Origin of the sequence: Neobacillus sp. PS2-9 (assembly GCF_030915525.1) — a bacterium.
Lineage (GTDB): Bacteria > Bacillota > Bacilli > Bacillales > Cytobacillaceae > Neobacillus.
Genome location: NZ_CP133269.1, coordinates 4,824,772 through 4,849,583, shown reverse-complemented (window position 1 = coordinate 4,849,583; position 24,812 = coordinate 4,824,772). Strand labels below are relative to the sequence as shown.

Annotated in this window: 23 protein-coding genes; 15 read left to right on the top strand and 8 right to left on the bottom strand. The window is 38.8% G+C overall.

What is annotated here, in order from left to right; all coding sequences use genetic code 11:
* Positions 1–20: 20 nt before the first annotated feature.
* Positions 21–1,472 carry an N-acetylglucosamine-specific PTS transporter subunit IIBC gene (gene nagE, locus RCG25_RS24215; protein ID WP_308081357.1) on the top strand — a complete coding sequence of 484 codons (1,452 nt, stop codon included), beginning with the start codon at positions 21–23 and terminating at the stop codon, positions 1,470–1,472.
* 58 nt (positions 1,473–1,530) lie between these two features.
* On the opposite strand, the gene RCG25_RS24210 is transcribed toward nagE, so the two are convergent.
* Positions 1,531–2,349, bottom strand: coding sequence for a PRD domain-containing protein (locus tag RCG25_RS24210; protein WP_308081356.1), 819 nt, complete (start codon positions 2,347–2,349; stop codon positions 1,531–1,533).
* A gap of 131 nt (positions 2,350–2,480) precedes the next feature.
* Between RCG25_RS24210 and RCG25_RS24205 the strand changes: the two genes are divergently transcribed.
* From RCG25_RS24205 to RCG25_RS24185, 5 genes are all read left to right on the top strand, one after another.
* A complete protein-coding gene (locus RCG25_RS24205; protein WP_308081355.1) occupies positions 2,481–3,080 on the top strand; it encodes a class I SAM-dependent methyltransferase in 600 nt (199 codons plus the stop codon).
* 25 nt (positions 3,081–3,105) lie between these two features.
* Positions 3,106–3,606 (top strand): hypothetical protein, encoded by a 501-nt coding sequence (locus RCG25_RS24200; protein ID WP_308081354.1) that lies wholly within the window; start codon positions 3,106–3,108, stop codon positions 3,604–3,606.
* Positions 3,607–3,653: 47 nt separating this feature from the next.
* The gene (locus RCG25_RS24195; protein ID WP_308081353.1) at positions 3,654–4,751 is read left to right on the top strand and encodes a threonine aldolase family protein; all 1,098 of its coding nucleotides are present in this window, start codon (positions 3,654–3,656) and stop codon (positions 4,749–4,751) included.
* Between the two features lie 19 nt (positions 4,752–4,770).
* Positions 4,771–5,316 (top strand): histidine phosphatase family protein, encoded by a 546-nt coding sequence (locus RCG25_RS24190; protein ID WP_308081352.1) that lies wholly within the window; start codon positions 4,771–4,773, stop codon positions 5,314–5,316.
* Between the two features lie 63 nt (positions 5,317–5,379).
* Entirely contained in the window at positions 5,380–6,399 is a 1,020-nt protein-coding gene (locus RCG25_RS24185; RefSeq protein WP_308084266.1) for a DUF418 domain-containing protein, read from the top strand.
* Positions 6,400–6,501: 102 nt separating this feature from the next.
* Here the strand turns inward: RCG25_RS24185 and RCG25_RS24180 are convergent, their stop codons facing one another.
* Positions 6,502–6,987, bottom strand: a complete 486-nt coding sequence (locus RCG25_RS24180) for a hypothetical protein (protein ID WP_308081351.1) — start codon at positions 6,985–6,987, stop codon at positions 6,502–6,504.
* 223 nt (positions 6,988–7,210) lie between these two features.
* Here RCG25_RS24180 and RCG25_RS24175 point away from each other — a divergent pair, with 223 nt between their 5' ends.
* Entirely contained in the window at positions 7,211–8,677 is a 1,467-nt protein-coding gene (locus RCG25_RS24175) for a PAS domain-containing sensor histidine kinase (RefSeq protein ID WP_308081350.1), read from the top strand.
* 88 nt (positions 8,678–8,765) lie between these two features.
* Here RCG25_RS24175 and RCG25_RS24170 read toward each other — a convergent pair whose 3' ends face one another.
* Positions 8,766–9,302: a ribonuclease H-like YkuK family protein gene (locus tag RCG25_RS24170; protein WP_308081349.1), complete on the bottom strand. Its 537-nt coding sequence runs from the start codon at positions 9,300–9,302 to the stop codon at positions 8,766–8,768.
* A gap of 194 nt (positions 9,303–9,496) precedes the next feature.
* Between RCG25_RS24170 and RCG25_RS24165 the strand changes: the two genes are divergently transcribed.
* Positions 9,497–9,910 (top strand): acyl-CoA thioesterase, encoded by a 414-nt coding sequence (locus RCG25_RS24165; RefSeq protein ID WP_308081348.1) that lies wholly within the window; start codon positions 9,497–9,499, stop codon positions 9,908–9,910.
* A gap of 332 nt (positions 9,911–10,242) precedes the next feature.
* On the opposite strand, the gene RCG25_RS24160 is transcribed toward RCG25_RS24165, so the two are convergent.
* Entirely contained in the window at positions 10,243–10,353 is a 111-nt protein-coding gene (locus RCG25_RS24160) for a methionine/alanine import family NSS transporter small subunit (RefSeq protein WP_308081347.1), read from the bottom strand.
* Position 10,354: 1 nt separating this feature from the next.
* On the bottom strand, positions 10,355–11,860 hold the full coding sequence (locus RCG25_RS24155) for a sodium-dependent transporter (RefSeq protein WP_308081346.1): 1,506 nt from the start codon (positions 11,858–11,860) through the stop codon (positions 10,355–10,357).
* A gap of 310 nt (positions 11,861–12,170) precedes the next feature.
* On the opposite strand from RCG25_RS24155, the gene RCG25_RS24150 reads away from it, so the two are divergent.
* Positions 12,171–12,764 (top strand): biotin transporter BioY, encoded by a 594-nt coding sequence (locus RCG25_RS24150; protein WP_308081345.1) that lies wholly within the window; start codon positions 12,171–12,173, stop codon positions 12,762–12,764.
* Positions 12,765–13,222: 458 nt separating this feature from the next.
* On the opposite strand, the gene RCG25_RS24145 is transcribed toward RCG25_RS24150, so the two are convergent.
* Positions 13,223–14,557, bottom strand: a complete 1,335-nt coding sequence (locus RCG25_RS24145) for a GGDEF domain-containing protein (protein WP_308081344.1) — start codon at positions 14,555–14,557, stop codon at positions 13,223–13,225.
* A gap of 215 nt (positions 14,558–14,772) precedes the next feature.
* Here RCG25_RS24145 and RCG25_RS24140 point away from each other — a divergent pair, with 215 nt between their 5' ends.
* Complete coding sequence (locus RCG25_RS24140; protein ID WP_308081343.1) at positions 14,773–16,200, top strand: alanine/glycine:cation symporter family protein; 1,428 nt, start codon at positions 14,773–14,775, stop codon at positions 16,198–16,200.
* A gap of 64 nt (positions 16,201–16,264) precedes the next feature.
* Here RCG25_RS24140 and RCG25_RS24135 read toward each other — a convergent pair whose 3' ends face one another.
* Positions 16,265–17,107 (bottom strand): DUF4097 family beta strand repeat-containing protein, encoded by an 843-nt coding sequence (locus RCG25_RS24135; protein ID WP_308081342.1) that lies wholly within the window; start codon positions 17,105–17,107, stop codon positions 16,265–16,267.
* A gap of 160 nt (positions 17,108–17,267) precedes the next feature.
* Here RCG25_RS24135 and RCG25_RS24130 point away from each other — a divergent pair, with 160 nt between their 5' ends.
* Together RCG25_RS24130 and RCG25_RS24125 are read left to right on the top strand one after the other, a co-directional pair.
* The gene (locus RCG25_RS24130) at positions 17,268–18,467 is read left to right on the top strand and encodes a sensor histidine kinase (RefSeq protein ID WP_308081341.1); all 1,200 of its coding nucleotides are present in this window, start codon (positions 17,268–17,270) and stop codon (positions 18,465–18,467) included.
* 4 nt (positions 18,468–18,471) lie between these two features.
* Entirely contained in the window at positions 18,472–19,122 is a 651-nt protein-coding gene (locus RCG25_RS24125; RefSeq protein WP_308081340.1) for a response regulator transcription factor, read from the top strand.
* Between the two features lie 73 nt (positions 19,123–19,195).
* Here the strand turns inward: RCG25_RS24125 and RCG25_RS24120 are convergent, their stop codons facing one another.
* Positions 19,196–20,419: an MFS transporter gene (locus tag RCG25_RS24120; protein WP_308081339.1), complete on the bottom strand. Its 1,224-nt coding sequence runs from the start codon at positions 20,417–20,419 to the stop codon at positions 19,196–19,198.
* A 315-nt stretch (positions 20,420–20,734) separates the two neighbouring features.
* On the opposite strand from RCG25_RS24120, the gene RCG25_RS24115 reads away from it, so the two are divergent.
* From RCG25_RS24115 to RCG25_RS24105, 3 genes are all read left to right on the top strand, one after another.
* The gene (locus tag RCG25_RS24115) at positions 20,735–21,967 is read left to right on the top strand and encodes a Zn-dependent hydrolase (protein ID WP_308081338.1); all 1,233 of its coding nucleotides are present in this window, start codon (positions 20,735–20,737) and stop codon (positions 21,965–21,967) included.
* A gap of 184 nt (positions 21,968–22,151) precedes the next feature.
* Positions 22,152–23,771 (top strand): ATP-binding protein, encoded by a 1,620-nt coding sequence (locus RCG25_RS24110; RefSeq protein ID WP_308081337.1) that lies wholly within the window; start codon positions 22,152–22,154, stop codon positions 23,769–23,771.
* 477 nt (positions 23,772–24,248) lie between these two features.
* Positions 24,249–24,779 carry a GNAT family N-acetyltransferase gene (locus RCG25_RS24105; RefSeq protein WP_308081335.1) on the top strand — a complete coding sequence of 177 codons (531 nt, stop codon included), beginning with the start codon at positions 24,249–24,251 and terminating at the stop codon, positions 24,777–24,779.
* Positions 24,780–24,812: the final 33 nt, after the last annotated feature.

The following is a 24,812-nucleotide window of genomic DNA, read 5'->3' as shown; positions in this document are numbered from 1 at the left end:
TTTTAAGAGGAGGTTAGAAAATGAAGAAATATTTACAGAGAATTGGTCGTTCCTTGATGCTGCCGGTAGCTGTATTACCAGCTGCTGCGATTTTAATGGGTATCGGTTACTGGATTGACCCTACTGGCTGGGGAGCAGACAGTGCGCTCGCCGCTTTCTTAATTAAAGCAGGGGCGTCGATTATTGATAATATCCCAATCCTATTTGCAGTTGGGGTAGCACTTGGGATGGCAAAGGAAAAAGATGGGTCGGCTGCGCTGAGTGGTTTGGTCGCCTATCTAGTTGTTACTACCTTGCTTTCAACCAATACAGTGGCTTTATTACAAGGCATTGATCCAGCAAAGGTAGACCCTGCGTTTGGAAAAATTGGAAATGCGTTTGTAGGGATTCTTTCAGGTATTGTCGCGTCAACGATGTTCAATCGTTTCAGTCATGTGAAATTACCGGATGCATTGGCATTCTTTAGCGGCAAGCGATTAGTGCCAATTATGACGGCGGTTTCGATGTTAGTGGTTTCAGCTGTATTATTTTTCGTATGGCCAGTCATTTTCACTGGATTAGTTTCTTTCGGTGAAGGAATTTCAAAATTAGGTGCGCTTGGTGCCGGTCTATATGGTTTCTTCAACCGTCTATTAATACCAACAGGGTTACACCATGCGTTAAACTCGGTGTTCTGGTTTGATGTGGCTGGTATCAATGACATTGGGAACTTCTGGGCAAGTAAAGGGGAAAAAGGCGTAACAGGCATGTATCAAGCAGGATTCTTCCCTGTAATGATGTTTGGCCTTCCAGCTGCCGCGTTAGCAATGGTTCATACGGCAAAAACAAAGAAGAAAAAACAAGTAGCTTCCTTGATGTTAGCTGCGGGCTTCGCGGCCTTCTTTACAGGTGTAACGGAACCAATTGAATTTGCTTTTATGTTTGTTGCACCAATGCTTTACCTTGTACATGCGATTTTGACAGGTCTGTCATTAGCCATTGCAGCAGCGTTCCATTGGACAGCTGGTTTCGGCTTTAGTGCGGGTCTAGTCGACTTTGTGCTAAGCTTAAGAATACCAATTGCCAATCAGCCATATATGTTACTAGTTCAAGGTCTCGTATTTGCGGTGATCTACTACTTCTTATTCCGATTCATTATCGTCAAGTTCAACTTAATGACTCCTGGTCGTGAGGAAGATGATGACGAGGCTGAAGCTGGCGAAGTGGGTGTTGCTACAGGTGAAAGTAAATTTGCAGTAATGGCAGCACAGATCTATGAAGGATTGGGCGGCGACGCCAATGTGGTTTCTGTCGATAACTGTGTAACACGCTTACGATTAGAAGTGAAAGACATGGATGTTGTGGACCAAAAGAAAATTAAGGCAACCGGTGTTCCAGGGATTAATATCGTTGGAAAACAAAGCATTCAAGTCATCGTAGGAACAAATGTCCAGTTCGTAGCGGATGAAATCATGAAGATTCGCAAGAAATAAAATACATGGATATGGAAAAACGCTTAGACGTACGAATAGTCTAAGCGTTTTTTTGTCATTATAGATTTCTTAATCTTTCAATATGGATGGTAATGTATCCAAGCTCATGTTCAGGAAGGTGGATGCTGTATTGTTCTGTGAGAAGCTTCGCGACGTTTTTGGCACATTGATAGGAGACTGCGAACTTCTTTTTGATCATAGTCAGCATTTCATCGTCCATTACTGGCTGCTCAGAATGGCTGCTTCTAGAAAGTGTAAAACGGAGATGGGTCAGTAATCGTTGATACGATAGGTCATCCTCCTCAATGGATACGTGAAGACACGCTTTAATCGCATGTATCATTTCGCCAATGATCGCCGTTTGCCGCAGTGTTTGCTTCATATCTCCACCATGCAGTTTAGCTGTATGAATGTGAAGTGCCAAATAGGCTGCCTCATCAACAGGCATTTTGATAGTGGTCCTATTCTCAATATGTTTGATGGCCCACATTCCGATATCAAACTCTTTTCTATAGAGCGTTTTTATTTCATGGAACAGCTTGTTTTTCAACTGGATGCCTTGAAGCACCCTTTCAATTGCAAAGGATAAGTGATCGGTAAGGGCAATGTGGACATGGTCATTTAATTTGGACCCAAGAGCTTCCTCTGCATATGTGATGATTTCCTCAGCGAGGGCAAAATGCTCCTCAGGAATTTTAAGTAAAAGCTGCTGAAATTTCTCGTTTTCTTTCATGATGAATAGCTTTTCAATTTTATTTGGATTAATTATGTCATTTCTTTTCTTTTGAAAAGCGATGCCTGCCCCGATCGCAATTTTCTCTTCATTGTTATCAGAAACCACAACGGCATTATTATTTAAGATTTTTTTTATTTTCAAAAGGGCGTCAGCTCCATAGTGATTCGATTTATTCTACATTTCTACATGGTTCTCCTTTTTCCTTCTTTGATATGGGATAATATGAAAAGAGGTTTGATTTTAATGAGTTTTTTAATAGGTAGGAGACAGCCATGAAGGAACATTATTATGATAAATTACTAAACATAAAAACAAAAGAGGTACAGCAGGGATTTCATAAATCTTTGCACTATCATCGGTATGAACCGACACCTTATAGTGCACTTGAGGTGTTATTTGAAAAATATAAGTTAAATAACCAAGATCATATTGTGGACTTTGGCTGTGGAAAAGGACGTCTTAATTTTTATATCCACTATTTCTTCGGCGCTTCGGTGGTAGGGGTGGAAATGGATAATGAGCTCTATCAGGCTGCAGTTCAAAATCAAAAAACATATTCGAAAAAGACTAATAGGGAAAAGGTTCACTTTCTTTGCTGTTTAGCAGAAGAGTACGAAGTGCAGCAAGAAGACAATCGATTTTACTTCTTTAACCCTTTTTCTGTTCAAGTATTTAGAAAGATTATTAATAATATTTTGTGTTCCTATGAACAATCACCACGGGAAATCGAGCTGGTTTTATATTATCCAGCGGAAGATTATATTTACTTTTTAGAAAAGGAAACAGCTTTTGAATTGATCGAGGAAGTGGTTCTGCCGTATGTTTATGAAAAGAATCCGAATGAACGATTTTTAATTTATCGATTAGGATAGTAAGTGAAAGGAGTGAGGCACTTTCATGTATCACCGTATCTGGACGGTAGCCAACATTTTATTAATTGTTCTATCGGTTGTGTATATATGGTTCTTCCGCCCGCATGATAGTACATTAGTTGTAACAGGCCAAACATTAGCACAGTTGGGTGTCATCCTGTTTTTGATTAATATCAACATGTATTTCATATTTCTAGTTATCAGAAATACATCCATCCGTAAGGTGAAAATACGCCTTGCAAAGTTTTCCCGATACTTAATGAAATGGCATATTAAAATTGCTTTGTTAGCAACAACGATCATCTTGGGACACGCATGGATCAACCTATTTGAGTTTGGTCGAGTACTTGGGTTCAATCATGTGAAATTGTTAAGCGGATACCTGGCGTTGGTATTCCTGGGTATTACTCTCGCTGCCGGGTATTTGCGTCATAAAAAGGCTTCAGGGTTCAGGAGGAAATTCCACCTTATATCGGCGATGATATTCCTTGCAGCCTTTGTGTTTCATATGTTTGTATTAGTTTAAGTGAGTATATTTTATACACGGAGAAAAAGTGGGGAGGAACGTTGACTATGAATGAAAAGAAAACATTATTAGATGCATTTAAAGAGACGGAATATCAATTACCTGGTCACGGAAATCGAGACATTCAGGTCCTAAAAGAGGCTTTTGCGAATGTGGATGGGGATTTGGAAAGTGATATGTATGGGAAAGGCAAGATCATCGAGGATTTTCAAACAAAAATGGCAGAATATTTAGGGAAAGAAGCGGCTGTATTTTTCCCGAGTGGAACAATGGCGCAGCAAATTGCCTTACGGATTTGGTGTGATCAAAAGGGTGTCAAAAAGGTTGTTTATCATCCATTGAGTCATTTAGAAATCCATGAAGAAGATGGATTAAAGGAATTGCATCATATCGAGCCTGTATTGCTGGCAGATAAAAGTAGAGTAATTAGTTTGGAAGATGTCCTTGGTATGGATGAGGATATTGCTTGTTTATTGCTAGAATTACCACAGCGTGAGATTGGTGGTCAATTGCCGGATTATCGAACACTTGAGGAGATATCAGCTTACTGTCGTGAAAAAGGCATCAAATTGCATCTAGATGGGGCAAGACTCTTTGAAATTATCCCTTACTATCAAAAGTCGGCTGAGGAAATATGTGCGCTTTTTGATAGTGTGTATGTATCCTTTTATAAGGGGCTTGGAGGCATTGCTGGAGCCATTCTTGCAGGTGAAAAGGCCTTTACAGAGGAATCAAAAGTGTGGAAAAGACGCCACGGTGGGGATTTAATTAGTCTTTACCCATACATAATCAGTGCCGATTATTATTTTGATCAAAGGATTCCTAAAATGGCCCAGTATTTTGAGGAAGCGAAGGAGCTGGCAGCACTTTATAATCAATGCCATGCAGTCGAAACCAAGCCGGCCATACCGGTTTCTAATATGTTCCATGTGCATGTACATGTTTCCAAACAAGAACTGGAGCCGATTCTTTTAGTTGTATATGAGGAAACAGGGCTAGGATTGACCAGCTATTTACGAGAAACCCACGCGGAGGAATGCTACTTCGAGGTGAATATAGGCGATCGATTTGCAGCTGTTCCCAAAGAGAAACTCAGAAAGACCTTTGAAGTTCTTGATGAAAAAATAAAAGCAATTAAAAAGTAGAGTTTGGGGGAAGGAATGGATGGCTCGAAGAATTTACGTAGTCAGGCATTGTGAGGCGGAGGGGCAGCCAAGAGAGGCTCGCTTAACTAATAAAGGCGTCCAGCAGGCAGCTGAGTTAGCGGAATTTTTTTCAAAAATAAAAATCAACCGAATTGTTTCCAGTCCATTTGTACGAGCGATTCATTCCGTGAATCCGCTGGCTGAATTGAAACAGATCGAAGTGGAAACAGATGAACGGTTATCTGAGCGAATCTTAAGTACAAAGGTATTAGAGGATTGGTTGGAAAAACTGCAAGCCACCTACAATAATTTGGATTTAAAGTTTGATGGTGGTGAGTCAACCCGTGTAGCAATGGCGAGGGTTGTAAGTGTGGTTGAAGAGGTATTAAAGGGTGAAGCTGAAAATACCCTCATCGTCACACATGGGAATTTGATGTCTTTACTACTGAAAAACTATCAGTCTGATTTTGGTTTTGAACAATGGAAGAACCTTAGTAATCCAGATGTATTCCTATTAGAGTTCGAGGAAAAGGAAGTTAGGCTAAAGCGTGTATGGCAAAAGTAAATACGGTGAATCGCAAATCATTGAAATATGAAGAAAGTAAACTTGAAGCATACAAGAGTAAGGATGAATTCTATGGGATTAGATAAGAGGTTGTATGTGCTCGATTATTTGCGGGGGTTTGCTTTATTAGGGATTATTTTAGTTAATATTATTCCGTTGTTGTCTGTTAAGCTCCCTGAACCTGGCACCATGGATGCTTCTTACTGGCGATTTCTTTATTTATTTGTTGAAGGTCGCTTTTATACCATATTTACTTTTTTATTCGGTGTTGGGTTTTATATATTTATTTCACGTGCCGAGGCGAAAGGGAAAAAGGGAACCATGCTGTTTTTACGACGCATGTTTGTACTTTTTCTTTTTGGGTTGATTCATGTAAAGTTTCATCCTGGAGAAGCGTTGACCATTTATGCCGTTAGCGGCTTCATTATTTTACCTTTTTACAGGGCACCTAAATGGGTCAATCTTCTATTTGGCCTAGCTATGCTGCTCGCTTTAAGTCTTTTTTCGGCTAAAGTTTTTATGGTAGTTCCACTAATGCTCTTAGGGATTGCAGCTGGACAGTATCAAGTGTTTGAGGAGACCTCGCAACAGTGGAAGAAGGTAGCTATTTTCACAGGTATTATGTTTTTATTAAGTATGGTTGGCCTCTTATATCAATATCAACTTAGCCCGACGGTGTTTGAACAACTTGGTTACAGTCATTCCTACAACATGAGGCAGTTTATTAATTTCGGTATTACCATCGGACCAATTGTGTCTGCATTCTATGTGGGACTGTTGGTGTTACTGCTACAAATTCCGCTCGTTCAGAAAGTACTATCACCACTAAAAAGCTATGGTAGGATGGCCCTGACAAATTATATTTTACAAACGGTTTTCATGTTATTGGCTGGAAAGGTACTAAACCTATACGGGCAGTTGTCATATACTAAATCATTTTACCTTTGTTTAATTATTGTAGTCATTCAGTTGATCTTCAGTAGCATGTGGCTCTGCTTTTTTCGGTTTGGACCGCTCGAATGGCTGTGGAGAATGGCGACGTATTTCGAGCGACTGCCGATTCGGAAACGTGATTCAGTCTAGACGAAACTGATGGAGACCAATCAGTTAAAGAATAAGGCCGGTACTCCTCTTGTAAAATCAGAGGGGGAATCGGCCTACCTTGTTTCATGAAATCATCTGCTGTTATTTCTTAATTTCTACATCATGTTCTTTTGCTAGTTTATCAAGCTTATTCTGATAATCGCGAATATGCTTTCTTGCATCTGCCAGCATGTCGTTCGCTTGTTGAATGAGGGCTGGGTCCTGTTCTTCTAAAGCCTGTTTAATAGTAGTAAAGGCTTTAAATTGGATATCCGCGCCTTCGATATAAATCTCGTGAATATTCTGTAATTCCTCCGTTTCGATGTTGACAGAATCTAGCTCCTTAATAAACTCGTTGTAATTAGGGATAACGTCTTTGGTTAATGCGTCATACATCGTTTGGTCATCGGTATAATTTGCCCCAGAAACGCCTTCATAAGCAGAAACGGCGGCACTTTCCAATTTGCCTGCTTCTTTCATTTCTTTATTCACATAATTAAGCAAATCATCATGTACAGGATCCCCGCCGCATCCTGATAATAAAAAAATAAATGGTAATAAAATCAATGCCAATAGACCTTTTTTCAATTAGCCACCCCCTTAATTCAAAATTTATGAGGGAAAGGAAGTCCAATATGATAGGGGGAAAAAATTAATTATTGTAGTTTAGAAGAAAATGTCAGTGTGGAATGGATAAATCGCAAAAAGTATCTTTCTTTGGTGCCTGACACTCACCAAAAAATACTTCTTTTCTTTGTCGCAAAGTTCTGTAAAATGGAAGGTAGAGATTAATGTGTTTGGAGAGATATTTGTGGCTAAGAGTTTCCCTATTTTTGGAAAAGAGAATGAGTCTGTTGTCTATAATCCTGATGAATTAATCGATCTTTTTCTTAATTGTACGGCTGATGGAATCTGTATTGTTGATATGGAGAATCGGTTTATTCGAGTGAATGGCATGTATACGAAGATTTTCGGCTATACAGAGGAAGAGATCCTTGGGCGGAAATTTGAGGAATTCCCAAACCCTGACGTAGTGAATGGAATAATAAGCGCGGTAAAACAAGGGGAGTTTTTCCATGACATTGTGACACAACGTTATCATAAAGATGGACGGCTTCTGGATATAGCTGTGTCTTATTCTCCTTTTCGAAACGTAGCGGGGGAAATTATTGCCGTAATAGCTATCTACCGGGATATAACGGAGCATATAAATACAGAGAGAGAATTAAAAAGAACGCGTGAATTGTATCGATTAATTACCGAGAACACTACAGATATGATAAAGCTTTATTCCAAAGATAAAGAGATCATCTATGCAAGCCCTTCTCATGAAAAAGGGGTTGGTTTTAAACCAGAACAACTAATTGGTCAAAATGTATATGATCTCATCCTTCCGGAGGAAAAAGAAAACTTTAAACGAGTATACCAAAGGTTAATTGAAACAGGTGAACCTCAACTACTTCAAGTGAAATTAAAGACGGGGGATAATAAAGTAATAGATTCCGAGACTACAATTACACCCATCTTTAATGAGCAGAATGAGGTAGAATGCTATGTTACAGTTGGACGAGATGTGACGGATAGGGTAAAAAATGATGATGCTTTACGGAATTTAGACCGCCTTTCAATCATTGGCCAATTAGCAGCGGGGGTCGCGCACGAGATACGTAATCCTTTGACTTCATTAAAAGGATTTTCCAAGCTATTAAAAAGTACGCTTGATAAAGAGAAGCAGGATAATTATTTGTCCATTATAATGAATGAGCTTGACCGGATTGATATGATCGTCAATGAGTTTATGTCACTAGCAAAACCACAGGCCATTCAATTTGAAAGGAAGGGCCTACATTCCATTTTAGATAGTACGGTGAATATTTTGCACCCGCAAGCATTATTGCATAATGTTCAAATCATCAACCATGATTATAATCAAGCAAATGATATTGAACTATTATGCAGCCCTAATCAACTGAAACAAGTCTTTGTTAATTTTCTTAAAAACGCCATCGAATCCATGCCGAGTGGAGGGAATGTCCATGTTTATGTAGAAAAATTAACGGGGAAAAGAGTTCAGATTAGTTTTGCTGATGAAGGCATTGGGATTGACTCGCACGTAATGGGCTATTTAGGAACGCCATTCTATACAACCAAGGACAAGGGGATTGGGCTTGGTCTAACCGTTAGTAACAAAATCATCCAAGAACACAACGGAACCATGAAAATTGAAAGTGAACCAGGCAAAGGAACGACAGTAAAAGTTCAACTCACCTATATTTAATTAAAATGTATTTAAAAGCCTGAGCAAATAAATAAGGGTGTCAGGCACCGCTCATGGACAAAGTGTCCTTGTGTAGTGCCAGGCACCCTTATTTTGTGTATCGGTTCGCATAGCTTGAGGCGACGAAGGCGTCCGGCTTGATTTTAGGCTCGACTCCCATGGATTCCATTCTAGTGACCATTTCCCTGACAAATTCACTCGTTTTATTCCGTTTTCCGGCCCCGATATCAATATGGCCTTCCATAGTAAAAGTAGCTCCATGGTATAAATGAGGAAGGACAATAGAGATTAATTCATTTTTTCTTTCTTCCGTGAACAGAGAGACGATCTCTTCTGTTAAAGACAACTCCAGTGATATACGTTCATGGAGATGTGTCATTTTTCGGGGAACAACCACTTTTCTAATACAAGCCCATACACCTTTACCCTCATTCTGAATCACAATTCCGGTAATAAAGACCGTATTCGATTTATGGACCTGTGAGTCTGTCCCTACCATCAGGCGGTAGTTTCCGTTTGGATCGAATCGCATAAATGTAATAATCCGTTCAAATACCTGGTCAAATGTCATTCCAGTCTCTTGAAGGTTCTGAAATGAAGGGGAATGAACTGGATAGTTTTTCATAAAAAAGCACCACATCTTTCCTCTCCGTTTGAAAAGTTTAGACTCAACTCTTATTGCTATCTTATGGGAAGAGGTGTGTTGTCGTGCCATTTTTAGTGAGGTTGTGTGGAAAGGGCGGGCAGGTATCCATCTATTCTGCAGCGAATTATTGATAGGTGGTTTTTTATCAATTGAGGAGGGGGAGGGATGGAAGTTTGGCCTATTCAGAGCTATTCATCGTAGCGGAAGCCAACCGGGGTCACGTAAGTAATGTAAAGCTATTTGAGTATTTAGATGAGGGACGCAAGTGGTGGTACCGATATTGTGTCTCCCTTGGGGTTGAGGCGGTGGTTGTACATATTGGGGTCGATTATAAAAAAGAAGTATTCAATCATGATCGATTATGGGTTCGAACGTCTCTAGAGCGGATAGGAAATACAAGTTTTACACTGAAGCAAACGATGACGAATGAGCAGCAAGAGCGAATGGTAGCTGCGGAAGTAGTTCTAACAACGATTAATCGTCAAACAAGGCGGAAGGTGCCAGTACCTGACGAGATTCGTAATCTGTTAAATAGCGATTCTAATTTGTCAGAGGAATATACTGCTGGGAGGAATGAGAAGGGATAGCGATTTTCCCAGTTCGTCCGAAAGTTTTTCTTAAAAACAATTATATGCCTATCAATCTTTGTGCCAGTCCAACATTAGATAAAGAAACAAGAGATTTCTAGATAAGGATGATGGAAAATGGCAAAAAGAAATAGGGGAAAAACGATTAGTTATCTGCCTTCAAATGGTCGTGGGACATGCCCATTGTGCAGTAGAACGGGAGTAAAGCTTCTTTACACACAGAAGACAGAAACAAACCAAACCATCAAAGTCTGTAAAAACTGCCGACCAAAAAAATATTGATCAGCATGGAAAAAGGATTGAGCGGTGGAACTGCTCAATCCTTTTGTGTGTTAAGCTTTTGACTTTTTTGATACTCTGACTACATTGAGGATGCTGGCTGTTAGTCCGCCCCATAAAATGACCATCCCAACAATCATCATAGTTATTGCGCTTCCTGACATATTAAGCAACCTCCCTTTTTTCTTCTATATTGGCAGATGCTTTCCAACCTTTAAGAGATAGTAGGATACCAATAAGGATTGTCACTGCCACTACCAACAGACCTGCATACATAATAAGCTCTGTAGGATAATTTTCGTAATTTTGTTTTAAGTTTTGACGAATGTTATCAAACATCATATAACCCAAAACAAGTGGTGTAACGACACCAAGGCATACTTTCCACCAAGTACCTACACGAAGGTCAGAAATTTCATTTGTATGTGTTTGTAAACCAGTTAACCCTTTGAAGAACCAAGCAACTAAGATTACTTCAATAAGACCTGCAAACACAATTCCAAAGTTATTGATGAAATAATCAACCACATCTAGTAAATACAATCCGCCGTGTGTGGCAAAAAGAAGAGAAATAACCGTTGCTGTTAGTCCTCCAGTTAAGACTGCTTTCGTACGTGAGACATTGAATTTATCCTGAACAGCAGCCACAAATGTTTCTACAATGGAAATAAGTGACGTCATTCCAGCAAAAACCAAAGATAGGAAGAACAATACACCGAATAATCCATTTAAGCCAGGGAACTCGTTGATGATGCTTGGGAATACAACAAAGGCTAGTCCAATTCCACTGCTAACCACTTCATCAATTGGTACTCCCTGTTGTTTTGCCATAAATCCAAGTGCTGCAAACACTCCAATACCAGCTAGTAATTCAAATCCAGAGTTGGCAAAAGCTGTGATGAAGGCATTATTATTAATGTCTGATTTTTTTGGTAGATAACTAGAGTACGTAATCATGATGGCAAATCCAATAGATAAGGAGAAGAAGATTTGTCCATAAGCGGCAATCCAAACTTTTCCGTCTAAAATCATATCCCAATTTGGTTTGAAAAAGGCATTTAATCCACTAGCTGCACCATCGAGAGTTAAAGCACGAACGACGATTACTAAAAACATTACTACAAGAGTAGGAAGGAAAATCTTATTAAGCCTTTCAATTCCTTTTGAAACTCCACGAAATAAGACAAAAAGAGTGACTGCCCATACAAAAAGTAATGGAGTGACAATTCCGGAAACAAGTCCGCCAATTTCACCTGGTTTATCAGATAACTGTAGAACTTTTCCAAATAAGAACTTGCTAGGATCTGATCCCCACTGAGTACCAAATGAATAAATCGTATATTTGATAGCCCATGCGATGATAACAGAGTAGTAAGTACAAATAACAAAGGCGATTAATACCTGCCACCAACCAAGCCATTCTGCTTTTTTGTTCAACCGGAACAATGATAGTGGTGAGGAACCTCTGTATTTTTGACCAATCGTGAATTCTAAAATTAAGATAGGAATTCCTGCTGTTAAAATGGCGAATAGATAAGGTAGGAAGAAGGCTCCTCCTCCATTTTCATAGGCAACGGCTGGGAATCTCCAAATATTCCCTAGACCAACTGCCGAACCAACTGCCGCCATGATAAATCCGTATCTTGACCCCCACTGCTGACGTTTTTCCATACTATGTTTCCCCCTATGTAAATATACTTTTATAAAATTCAGATAATAATTTCGTTATCTTAATATACCTTTAAAAAGATAGTTTGTCAAAATGTTTTTTGAAAATTTTATTTTATTAAAAAAATAAAAGCTACCTAATAGCGTTTTGGAAGAAGCCATAAAATGTAATAGTTAAATAAGAGTTTTCCTTTATTAATATAGAAGCGATAAATTTTTTGTCAACCAATTTTATTATTTGGTTGACAAAAGGTTGTCTTACCATTTATTTTAAATTTAAGACATTTATATTGTAGGGTGGGAGAGAACGTAAATGAAAAATTTAAGAGCACTTGATTTAACACTATCAGCCATGTTTGTGGCATTAATGGCCATTGGTGCGAATATTAGTACCATTGCTCCATTTTTACATGTTGGCGGAGTACCTATTACGCTTCAAACTTTTTTTGCTATTCTAGCAGGAGCTATTTTGGGAAGTCGATTAGGATCTATCGCTATGACAGTTTACATGTTAGTAGGTTTGGTAGGTGTTCCTGTTTTTGCTGACTTTTCTGGTGGGTTATCAATCTTGATTAAACCTACCTTTGGCTTTATTCTTTCTTATATTTTCACTGCCTTTGTTATTGGAAAAATAGTAGAGAAGAAAAAAGGGTTAGCAACTTTTATTATAGCTGCTTTAATCGGAATGGCTGTAAACTATGTTTTCGGAACCAATTGGATGTACTTTGCTTATAAACTTTGGGCAGCTGCTCCTGAGGGATTCACCTATAAAATGGCTTGGTTCTGGATGCTTGCTCCGCTGCCAAAGGACATCGTTCTATCTATTCTAGCAGCATTCATGGCCCACCGCCTTGAAACAACCGTTCTATCAAAAGGACAATTCAAACATCTAAAGCGTGTTTCATAATTAGATATAGCATTTAAATTTGGTGTCAGGCACCGCTTGTGGACAGATGTCCATGTTTGGTGCCTGACACTTTTTTTGATTGGTTGGATTAATGGAATGGAAGTTAATTTCCAACTTTTGTAGAATTCACCCTTGAATTTGTAGAATAAATTGAAGTTTTGTAGAATTCCTTCTGAGTTTTGTAGAATATCTCTATGAGCTAATGTTTTTGAGTTATATTTGGAAGTTAATTCCCATGTTTTGTAGAATACAACCACGAATTTGTAGAATTAATTAGAATTTTGTAGAATTCCTCTTCTTTTTTGTAGAATTCCTAGTTTTAGATATAAAATTCCTTCTAAAATTGCACAAAATAGATGTCTTAGGTGTACAAATGTCTTTTTATGGTGCCTGATACCCACGCCAAAATAAAAAAGAAGCGGCCCAAACCGCTTCTTTTTTTAATGGTATGAAATTAGTTACACGACTACTGCTTTTGCTAGACCGTTAACCATGGAAGCTCTGTTCTTTCCTAGATCCTTGGAACGGAACAACAGCTGGTCAGCCATAATATAGGCTTTTTCAATAGAAATTTGGTCGTTTACCTTGTAGTAATAAAGGCCAAACGAAGCAGTATAGGATATGGAGACGTGTTCACCCTGATACTCAACATTTACTGCGTTGTTTTCAATGCCCTTCAGAATCTCATTCACTAGATTCCGTGTTTGATCATAATCTCTCTTTCTGAGACAAAGAGTAAATTCTTCTCCACCACTACGGAACAAATAATCCTCTTCATCCAGATAGCTTTTTAGCGTAGAAGCAAAGTGCTGAATGACTTTATCACCTACTGCGTGATTAAAATTGTCATTGATTCGTTTAAACTTATCGATGTCACATACAACAATACCAATTTGTTCTCCAGATTGATTAAGCTCAGCCATTTTTTTATCCATAAATGTACGGTTGTGCACGCCAGTCAGGAAGTCTGTATAGGCCATTTGCTCGAACTTGTCCCTCTCCAGCTTATGCTGAGCGCTTTGAGCCTTCGAGAAAAAGGAACGGCTTACCACATAGTTTAAAATAAATAAACTAATTAACATATCCCATTTCCCATCTTTTAAAAACAAGAAAAGCAATCCGTTGGTGATGGCTACTTTCCCATAATCAAGCAAACTTCTACTTTTAAAAACAAAGTCTACACCTTCTTTAAGGGTTTTAAAATCACCCATTATGTAAAAAGCAGTAACTAAGAAGGTTGCGGAAAGAAGGGAGGCGATACATGTTAGTAAAAACATCGAAATCCAAAAACCATAGTGATAGTGATTAAAATCAATGATCGATCCTAATTGTAGATACAAGAAGTAGGCTATTGAGTTGGTAATAACAAAGGCACCAATATTATATAAAGTGTCTGTAAACTCACTTTGGTCAGCGGTCTTTGTCCACTTTCTATAAGCATACACGGTAAAGCGGTAGAGCGTTTCAAATATGAATAAGCCAAGAGGACCAGTAAACAAAACAAATGATAAACAGTAGCTAATACCATATTCAAAATTAGTGTTGCCGTTTTTTGAAAAAACTCTAAGGTGATAATACAGACTGGAGAAAACCCAAAACACAATTAATGCCTTAATAAAGTCAGATGTGGGTATTATTATATGTTTTGAGCTAATAGCTATGGCCAGAGCAGTAAGAAAGATGGATATGTCATACAGCCTAGCTTTTAGCATATTCGGATTGTTTCCTTCCTGAATAATTGCAATTACGTTCACCCTTAAATTAGTTTTTCTTTTTAAAATTGGTAGGACCATTTTAGCCCTACTTCTATTTTACATAATTTCATTAGATATAACGACCTATTTTTTTACAATATTACGATTATCCTAAACTTTTAAAAAAGTCCCTTGGAAAAAGAGGATTTCTATCGTGTCTAGTAAACTGGAAACTTCATACATTGTCAGAGTTCTTTGAATTTGATAAATTATATCAGTATATAAAAAAACAAGGGGTAGAAGGTGATGATTAGATGAAGATGATTGAAAATTTTGTAAATGAGTCCAATACCTTACTCTGGTCTTATATTCTTATCGTGTTATTAATTGGATCAGGTCTTTATTTCACTTTACGAACAAAGTTTGTCCAATTCCGTATGGTGGGAGAGATGTTTCTCCTAATGGGTGAAGGGACCAAAGGGGATAAAAAAGGAATCTCATCTTTCCAAGCCTTTTGTATCAGTACGGCATCAAGGGTAGGAACAGGAAACCTTGCAGGAGTGGCCATTGCCATCACTACCGGTGGACCAGGAGCTGTTTTCTGGATGTGGCTAATTGCATTGATCGGTTCAGCATCTGCTTTTATAGAAGCAACCCTTGCACAAATTTATAAAGTCAAAGACGGAGACACCTTCCGAGGTGGTCCCGCTTATTATATGGAAAAAGCATTGAAAGCCCGTTGGATGGGGGTTACTTTTGCTGTTCTCATTTCCATAACTTTTGGACTTGCCTTTAACTCTGTTCAGGCGAACACAATTACAAGCTCTCTGAACAATTCATTCGGAATTAATAAAATGGTTATTGCGGTTGTCTTATCGGTTATTACTGCCGTTATTATTTTTGGCGGACTAAAGCGCATTGCCAAAGTTGCCGAGTGGATGGTTCCCGTTATGGCCGGAGCGTATATTCTCATCGCCCTGTACATCATGGTAACGAATATAGCAGAAATTCCTGGCGTGTTTGCATTAATTTTTGAAAGTGCTTTTGGTATGAAAGAAGTAGCTGGAGGAGCAATTGGTGCTGCAATGATGAATGGGATCAAACGTGGGCTGTTCTCAAACGAAGCGGGCATGGGTAGTGCACCGAATGCAGCCGCCACTGCAAATGTCAGTCATCCTGTAAAACAAGGCCTAATTCAGGCGCTGGGTGTTTTTGTGGATACACTTGTTATTTGTAGCTCCACTGCGTTTATTATTCTATTATCAGGTCTATATACTTCAAAAGAGGGCAACGGAATTATCTTAACGCAAAACGCCCTTGAAGGCTCTTTAGGATCATGGGCGGGTATTTTCCTTGCTGTTATCGTATTCTTATTTGCCTTTAGTTCTGTAGTGGGGAATTACTACTACGGTGAATCGAATATTGGATTTATTAAAAATAACAAGCTGCTGCTAAACGCGTACCGGATTGCCGTTGTCGGCATGGTTGCGTTTGGATCATTAGCAGAACTGAGCTTTGTTTGGAGTCTTGCTGACTTATTCATGGGATTAATGGCTATTATAAACCTGATCGCTATTATTCTATTAGGAAAAATTGCTTTTGCGGCCCTTGCTGACTATAAGAAGCAAAAAGCAAACGGCCAAAACCCTGTCTTCTATACTTCAAACATCGAAGGCTTACAAAACCTAGAAGCATGGGAAAGTGCACCAACAAACGCAAACCAAAAGAAAAAAATAGGCTAATAAAAAAAGGGGTGTCAGGCACCATTTGTGGACAATCGTCCGTGAGTGGTGGACACCCCTTCTTCTATTCATGGAATGTAAAGTCGCCTGAGGTTGTTTTTACGGTGATGGAGTGCATGCCATCTCCCTTCTTCCCTAAAATCTTTTCTTCGTTTTTTTCTTCGTATAGGAAGCCTGGTACGTGGACTTCACCCTCTCCTGACGTTGCTGTGAAGTCCAAAGTGAACGATGTTTCGTTTGCATCAAGAGTTATATCACCACTCGTTGCTTCTAGAGCCAGGTTAGAAAACCCTGCTACTAGCCTTCCGTTAATGTCTCCTGAAGACGTTCTAACTGTAATCTGTTGGGCGTAAATCCCATTTACTTCAATATCGCCTGAAGAAGCTTGAACAGATACTTCACTTGAAGAGATATTTTGGGCCATAATGTCTCCTGAAGTGGCTTTAAGCATAACTTGATTCCCTGATAAATCATTTACACGTATGTCACCAGAGGTGGTTTCCACATGAACCTTCTCATATAATTGCTCCGGTATCGTAACGGTCAATTCCGTTTTCTTATTCATAGCAAAAACGGTAAAGGAAGGGCGAAATTTTCTTTTTAAATCAACAAGTAAGGTTTCTTTCGCCTCAGTGACAGTTAAATCAAAGGCATTCTTCATTTTTTCACTTACTTCACCATTTAGTTCAACAGTTATCTCCTTTTGGGAACCGTGGATCACCTTTACATCAACAGAATCTGAATGGACGAAAAGGTTCTTCACTTCCGTACCAGTTATTGTTTGTTCTTCGTGCAAGGGTACCGTTTTTGTAGAGAAAGCCTCTGCGCCTTCCGTGTAATAGATAAATGCAATGCTAGATAATAAAATAATTCCTAAAAACATACCAATATAACCTAATATTTTCATTTGATACTCCTCCTATAGATTCGCGCTAATAGTTTTTCTATCCTAATACTATCGAGAAAAAGTCATATGACCGTAGTGAAATGAGTCATGACTTTTTATGACAAGGGATACTATACCGAATGGGGTTCATCAAGTAATATAAAAGTAATAGAAGTGTAGAATGGTTGTGGTGGGTTTGGAAGGTAAACGTTGGATGTGGATTGATTGGTTACTCTTCTCATTAAGATGCGGATGGTATGCAACGGGATTAACGTATTATTATGTGTACAGCGAAAGGCTTGGTCATCTCTCCTATTTGGAATTTGCAGCTTTTGTTTCCTTAGGCTTCTTCGTTCCCTTAGTTTTTTGGCGACCGGGATACAGCAATCCTACTCTTTATGCCCTTACCGAGCTGATTCTGTCAGGCGGATTTTCAATCTATATAAATATTATTTTGGGGATTAATTTAAGCACTTCCATTATTCTCATGCCCATCCTGATGATTGGCTATTTAATGACAAAAAGAACGGCACCTTGGTCTATTCCTCTATTTGTAATTCTTCTCCCTGCCAATCGTTATTGGACGATTGATAACCTTTTTAGCTTTTACCTGCAATACATTGATGTCCTCTTATTCTTCGGAATTGGGTTGGGCTTTAATCTCATTACGAAATCGCAAAAGCGGTACAAACATCTTTTATCGGAAAATATGAAACAGGTTGAACTTATTCAGCAACAAAACAAGGCACTTGAGCAATATGCGGCAGAAGTAGAAAAATTAGCCCTGTTAGAGGAGCGTAATCGGATGGCCAGAGATCTCCATGATTCCATCGGCCACCATTTTACATCTGTGACGGTTGGATTGGACGCTATTTCTTATATGATTGAAAGTCACCCTAAGCTTGCGGCTGAAAAATTAACGAGTTTAGCTGAGGTAGCTAGAGAGGGACTATCAGAGGTTAGAAGGACAATTCATCAAATTGCTCCTACCGAAGACAACTTACCGTTAACAACCCAACTGGAAAAATTAATAACAGATTTCGGAACGCATACAAACACAAAGGTAGGATTTTTTATTTTAGGGGCTGAGCCCACCGTCTCTCCCCGGATAAAATTAACCTTTGTGCGCTGTTTACAGGAGTGTATGACAAATTCCAAGCGACATGGGGAGGCTTCGTCTATTTCCGCCACGATTCATTTTTCGGAAAAAATGATGGAACTGAAAGTGACTAACAATGGAAAAAGAATGGAGTCCGATATTTGGGGTTTTGGATTAACAGCTATGAAAAATCGACTAGAGGAACTTAATGGGACGTTACGGATTGAAAATATAGTAAATGAAGGGGTTACGGTAGTTTGTACCCTTCCATTAAGGGGGTAGGAAAATGAAGACAATTAAGCTACTGGTTGTCGATGACCAGGAATTAATACGAGAAAGCTTAGCGTTTGTATTAAATACAGATAACGACATCGAAGTGGTGGGGGTAGCTGCAAATGGGGCAGAGGCAGTAGAGCTTTGTGAAACACTACAGCCATCACTGGTGTTGATGGATATCCAAATGCCTGTATTAAATGGTATCGATGCAACGAGAATCATTAAGCAAAAGTGGCCGGGAATTAAAATTATGATTTTAACAACTTTTCAAGAGGTGGAGCAGGTGGTAGAAGCTCTCTCGATTGGGGCGGAAGGCTATCTTTTAAAAGCGATTCATCCGAGGGATTTAATTTCCGGTATCAAACATATTCATAAAGAAGGAACCTTATTATCGCAGGAATTAGCTAAGGCGTTAGTTTCACAGATTCAAACGACAAAGGAAGTTAATGAAAAACCGAGCAAGCCTAAGTACGGACTAACAGAGCGGGAAGAGCAAATCCTCCAAAATTTAGCTTATGGTCTCAGCAACAAACAAATCGCAGAAAAACTTTTCTTATCCGAAGGAACCGTCAAAAACTACATATCAAGCATCTATCACAAACTCGACGTAAAAGACCGCTTTCAGGCTGCGTTAAAAGCCAAAGAAGAGGACATCATTTAAAACTTTTGGGGTGTTAGGCACCATCCGTGGACAATTGTCCTACTGCCGTGGACATCTAAGAAGGCATCATCCACTATGTACTGGATGATGCCTTTTTTTGGTTTTGTTGGACCATTTGTATCCGCTTGTGCCTAGTGTAGAAAATGGTGGTCGTGATAATGGATATTGCACCGAATAGGACGCACATAAGCTGCAGGCCGATTAAATCTAGGAGAAAACCGCTGATCAGCAGGACAATCTGAAAGGAAATTCGGTCCAGCATATTACGGAAGGAAAAGAACCGTCCGTGATACTCCTTTGGCACTTTTGTTTGGAAAATGGTAGCGGCTGTTGGGAAAAAGCAGCCTACGGAAAAGCCAAATAAGGCAAAGGCCAATACACTTAACACAGGAACATTCGCTAAATAAAGGAACAACTCTGAGCCGCCGATTAAAAATGAACAAAAAAACAATATGATATAAGGTGATACCCTGTCAGTGATCAGCTTAATAATAAAGGCACCAAGCATGAAGGAAATCCCTTCAGCAGTGTAGATCCAACCTTTTATAGCTGAACTATGCTGGAGTTCACTGATATTAATGACTAACAGGTTGAATCCGCCGAGAAACAGCACCGGTACAAGTGTCATAATAAGTGTCATATAGACAATCGGTAGATTTTTAATGATGGGAAAAACATCTTTAAAACTATTCTTCTCTGAAGACTTGTTGTTCATCTTTTCTGGTTTATCTAGTTGTCTTTCACCAAAATTCAAGAACCAGGTAAGGATAAAGAGCCCCACATATCCTACAAGCGAACCTACATAGAGCATGGATAAGGGCAGAACCACCAGCAAGACTCCAGCCAGTGCGGTTCCAATAATCCGTGACAGGGTAGATACGTTCATATGAACCCCGTTTAACTGAAGCAAATCTTTATCAGCCACAATAAGTGGAAGTGCTGCCTGAAGTGCTGGAAAATAAAAAGCAGCTGAAATTTGCAGTAGAACCAAAAACACGGCCATCCACCAAATGGAACCGGTATGGATGGCAATAAGCATAAAAATCACACTAATAGCACGTACGAAACCGGCTATTAACATGACTCTTTTCTTACTAGCTTGATCGGTTAGCCTGCCAGCATATGGTCCGACAGCAATCCCGGCAAGTAACCCTCCTGCTAAAAGTAATGATTTTAAGAAATCCGAAGGAAGTTTCGCCTGCATAAACTCTAGGTTCCCAATAATGCCCAGCCACAACCCCAGGCCCGCAATAAACTCCCCAGACAGTAAAATCCAAACATTCCTGTTTCTCCACATACGATGTGCCTCACGTTTCTTATCTATATATTTCCTTCAAAGATACAATAATTTCTAATTTAGTAAAAGAAAAATATGAAATCATACAAACTATAAAACAATTGCTTGGAAAGATTTGATGTTTTGTCTAATGACTGTGGCTGGTAGTATTGTATAATAAACTTATTGACTGAATTTTTACATAATTACAAAGGTAACATAATCCTTTTCCATCGGCTCAACTAAACCATCCTAAGCTTTTCATCTCCATGAGATTCAATAAAACAGTAATGGAAACAGACGTAATCTCATTATTTAAAAAGGGGAGTGTTCAGTATGCAAAAACAAAAGCTATTGATTAATGGGGAAAGACTGATGAAGGAACTGGAACGATTTGCGGATTTTGGCCGGACAGAAAACAATGGGGTTACAAGATTGTCGTTATCAGAGGAAGACCGTCGCGTTAGAGATTACTTTCGTTCCTGCTGCGAAGAGTTAGGCATGTCGGTCAAAATCGATGATATGGGATGTATGTACGCCACACTTGAAGGGACCGAAAATAAACCGCCTATTTTAATAGGGTCCCATTTGGATACCGTGAAAAAAGGCGGGCGCTTCGACGGTGTACTAGGAGTAGTTACCGGCTTAGAAGTAGTTAGAACACTGGTAGAAAATAACATCAAACCCAAAATTCCAATTACTATTGTTAATTTTACTAATGAAGAAGGGGCAAGATTCGAGCCTTCTATGATGGCTTCCGGTGTCCTATCTGGGAAATTTGATAAATCGGTTATGCTGCAAAAGAAAGATGCAGAAGGTACTACCTTTGAAGAGGCCTTAAAGGCTATCGGTTATGAGGGTGAGGTAGACAATCGACTCAAAGAAGCGACTGCCCTTTTAGAGCTGCATATTGAACAAGGGCCTATTTTAGAAAAAGAGGCACTCACCATTGGTGTTGTCGAGTGTGTGGTAGGGATGTGCTGTTATGAAATAGAAGTAACAGGAGAATCCGACCATGCAGGTACTACACCAATGGATATGCGAAAAGATGCTCTTTTTGCAACGAACAACCTTATTAATGAAATCCGTCAACGTTTAGGCAGCCTGGATGAAGAGTTAGTATTTACAATCGGTCGAATGAACGTATATCCAAGCATTCATACCGTTATCCCAAATAAAGTAATTTTTACTCTTGAGGCAAGACATAAGGATATGGAAATCGTCAACACCGTCAAAGATTTCATTCATGGGCTTCCTCAGTTCGCAGAAAATGAAGGCTGTGAGATCAAGACTACTAAACTATGGGAACGGAATACGGTTTGGTTTGAGCCGGAAATCTGCGAGCTTTTAGAGCAATCTGCCCAGTCGCTTGGATACTCCAATAAACGAATGGTTAGCGGTGCAGGGCATGATGCTCAATTTATTGCCAGCTATGTTCCGACCGCCATGCTGTTTGTGCCAAGTATCAATGGAAAGAGCCATTGCGAGGTAGAACTGACGACGTGGGAAGACTGTGAAAAAGGTGTAAATGTTATTTTAGACACCGTGCTTGCTTTATTATCAAAATAGGTTCACTTATAAATATCTCATAGACTTTTTCGCAGCGGCGGAAAGGTCTTTTTCTTTTTTTGACCAATTATATTAATTGGACAAAAATACCAACCAAATATATATTTTCCTTATAGCAATAGTGGATATTCTAGTTTAATATAAGAGAAAATAGTAAGATTTTAACAAGGGATAGGTGGAATCAGTGATCCTTTTAGACTATATTATGAATCTCTCCATATTTTCACTCATGGTTAGTTTGCCACTGGTAATACGCTCGTTTATCAATCATAGACCCTTTAAGAAAGTTCAACTTTGGGTGGGATTATACGGGGGGATTGTTTCAATCATTCTTGTCTTATTATCCATTCACCAGGATGGTTATTCGTACGATATACGGTACGCTCCTGTTATCCTGGTTTTCGCCTATCTCGGACCGATTGCAGGGTTCATTACTGGGATTTTTTCATTGCTCATAAGATTGTATTCAAGTGGTCAATGGATGCCGGCTATTATTGGCTGGTCCATCATTATGATTAGTTTTTCGATTATCCATGTGTATATTTCGCGGTTGACCGCGATCAAAAGGAGTGCCATTTTCTTTGCCTCCTATGTGGTCATCTACATAGTAACGGTTCCATTTCTTTTCAATGTATTTAGAGACAAGCCATTCTTTCACATTCAATATATATTATTTGTCATGTTAGGAGTGGTCATTGGTGCTTTACTCATTGAGTCCTATGTAAAGCTCCACAGGTTGAATAATAGGCTGTCTGATATGTATAAAATGTTAGAAGAAAGTGAATCAAAATATCGCCTCATCGCTGAAAATACATCCGATCTTATTATAGTGATGAATAAGGATCATTCGATCAGTTACTTTTCACCTTCACATGAGGTCGTTTTAGGTTTTCAATGTTGTGAACTAGAAAAATTTAAATTATGTAAGTTCATTCATGTAGAAGACGTCGTTGATTTTAAACATACAATTAAGACAATAATTGAACAGAAGGAATCGCAAGCATTGGAATTCCGATTGAAGCACAAGGAAGGTCATTATATAGAATTTGAGTCCCGATGTATGCCTGTTAAAGGAGAAGGACAATCAGTTGAGCATATTGTTATTATCAGTCGAGATGTTTCTGAACGGAAAAAAGCAGAGGAAATCCTACTGCAATCAGAGAAGCTTTCTATTGTCGGGGAACTGGCTGCGGGAGTAGCACATGAAATCAGAAACCCTTTAACAACAATCAAAGGATTCCTACAACTCTATCGGGGAGAGAATACCGCAATTGACCGCTTGCTTCTTACGGAATTAGAGCGGATAGAGGGGATTACCAGCGAATTACTCTCTTTAGGCAAGCCGCAGGCAGTACAATTAAATCGGACCGATTTGCGAAATTTACTAAAAGATACATTAGAGTTACTTTCCCCAGAAGCGCTGATGAATGGTATTCAAATTAATTTAAAGGTGGAAGATACTGCTTTCTTTATTACTTGTGAAAGGAATCAATTGAAGCAGGTATTCCTCAATATTTTAAAAAATGCGATGGAGGCCATGAAGGATGGCGGAGAAATTAGCATTGGCCTTCGAAAGAGTGCTGAAGGTGAGTGCCTGATTTCTGTTCAAGACCAAGGTTGCGGGATTCCTGAAGAGCTTCTTCCGCGTCTAGGCGAGCCATTCTATAGCTTAAAAGAAAAGGGAACAGGCTTAGGAATCATGATTTGTCATAAAATACTTAAGCAACACCATGGCAGTATATCATATAAGAGTAAAATGAATGAAGGAACACTAGTGGAGATTATACTGCCGCTGGCTAGTTAAGAGTCACATGGCCTTCAATTTAATAGAGGTAGAAAAAAGACTTTTCCTCTGATAGTAAAGGGTTCCGTTTTGAGGTGCTTTTCTTAAAATATGTGCCAAAATGATAGTCGTATTGGTAAATAAAAAAGTAAATCCCCATAGTAATTTAACTGTTCCGTTGAGGGGAAGAAAACATTAAATAGCAATCGATTTAGCAGACCATTTCGCATAGCGTTTTGGTCTTTATTTTTTATTGTTAAACCAATGTTTGTTTCGATTTTACTATAAAAATAACTGTGGTATTAGCAACCTAATTATCAAGTGGACAATAGTTATTGTCCTCTGTAAAATTGACAAGTTAATTAAGTAACTAATGCAAGTTCTCATCTCCCACCTTTAAGAAAAACAGGATGATTTTTAATGTTATTTGGAATTTCATGCTAAGATATTATTAATGTTGTTTAAAAAAAGAGAAAGTTCAAAAAAGGAGTGGGAGAATTGTTTCCAACACTAGAAACAGAAAGACTTATATTGAGAGAAATTGTAAACAAGGATGTTCAAGGCATTTTTAATTGTTTTTCTAATACTGATGTTATTCGTTATTATGGACAAGACGCTTTAACAAGCATAGAACAAGCAGAACAGTTTGTTGAGTTTTTCTCTAAAAGTTACAAAGAAAAACGAGGAATTAGATGGGGAATTGAATTAAAAGAAAAAGAAGGAATTATCGGGACAATTGGGTTTAATGTTTGGTCTCCTAAACACAAAAGGGCTGAGATAGGTTATGAACTTCATCCCCTTTATTGGAGAAAAGGGTACGCAACTGAAGCTACATCAAAAGTAATATCATATGGCTTTAATGAACTTGGATTAACACGCATTGGAGCTGTTGTTTTCCTTGGAAACAAGACATCTAATGAATTATTAAAAAAGCTAGGCTTTGAAAAAGAAGGTGTTTTGAAAAGCTATATGTATCAAAATGGTGTTCCTTATGATACCAATGTTTACTCATTGTTAAAATCAAATTAATAAAAATTTATAATAAAACGCTCAGAATAGGCT

What these genes read in the sequence shown, in the direction of transcription:
- nagE (WP_308081357.1), top strand. Translation starts at nt 21, where the DNA reads ATGAAGAAATATTTACAGAGAATTGGTCGTTCCTTGATGCTGCCGGTA.
- RCG25_RS24205 (WP_308081355.1), top strand. Translation starts at nt 2,481, where the DNA reads ATGAAGGAACATTATTATGATAAATTACTAAACATAAAAACAAAAGAG.
- RCG25_RS24200 (WP_308081354.1), top strand. Translation starts at nt 3,106, where the DNA reads ATGTATCACCGTATCTGGACGGTAGCCAACATTTTATTAATTGTTCTA.
- RCG25_RS24195 (WP_308081353.1), top strand. Translation starts at nt 3,654, where the DNA reads ATGAATGAAAAGAAAACATTATTAGATGCATTTAAAGAGACGGAATAT.
- RCG25_RS24190 (WP_308081352.1), top strand. Translation starts at nt 4,771, where the DNA reads ATGGCTCGAAGAATTTACGTAGTCAGGCATTGTGAGGCGGAGGGGCAG.
- RCG25_RS24185 (WP_308084266.1), top strand. Translation starts at nt 5,380, where the DNA reads ATGAATTCTATGGGATTAGATAAGAGGTTGTATGTGCTCGATTATTTG.
- RCG25_RS24170 (WP_308081349.1), bottom strand. Translation starts at nt 9,302, where the DNA reads ATGAAAAACTATCCAGTTCATTCCCCTTCATTTCAGAACCTTCAAGAG.
- RCG25_RS24160 (WP_308081347.1), bottom strand. Translation starts at nt 10,353, where the DNA reads ATGTCAGGAAGCGCAATAACTATGATGATTGTTGGGATGGTCATTTTA.
- RCG25_RS24155 (WP_308081346.1), bottom strand. Translation starts at nt 11,860, where the DNA reads ATGGAAAAACGTCAGCAGTGGGGGTCAAGATACGGATTTATCATGGCG.
- RCG25_RS24150 (WP_308081345.1), top strand. Translation starts at nt 12,171, where the DNA reads ATGAAAAATTTAAGAGCACTTGATTTAACACTATCAGCCATGTTTGTG.
- RCG25_RS24145 (WP_308081344.1), bottom strand. Translation starts at nt 14,557, where the DNA reads ATGGTCCTACCAATTTTAAAAAGAAAAACTAATTTAAGGGTGAACGTA.
- RCG25_RS24140 (WP_308081343.1), top strand. Translation starts at nt 14,773, where the DNA reads ATGAAGATGATTGAAAATTTTGTAAATGAGTCCAATACCTTACTCTGG.
- RCG25_RS24135 (WP_308081342.1), bottom strand. Translation starts at nt 17,107, where the DNA reads ATGAAAATATTAGGTTATATTGGTATGTTTTTAGGAATTATTTTATTA.
- RCG25_RS24130 (WP_308081341.1), top strand. Translation starts at nt 17,268, where the DNA reads ATGGTTGTGGTGGGTTTGGAAGGTAAACGTTGGATGTGGATTGATTGG.
- RCG25_RS24125 (WP_308081340.1), top strand. Translation starts at nt 18,472, where the DNA reads ATGAAGACAATTAAGCTACTGGTTGTCGATGACCAGGAATTAATACGA.
- RCG25_RS24120 (WP_308081339.1), bottom strand. Translation starts at nt 20,419, where the DNA reads ATGTGGAGAAACAGGAATGTTTGGATTTTACTGTCTGGGGAGTTTATT.
- RCG25_RS24115 (WP_308081338.1), top strand. Translation starts at nt 20,735, where the DNA reads ATGCAAAAACAAAAGCTATTGATTAATGGGGAAAGACTGATGAAGGAA.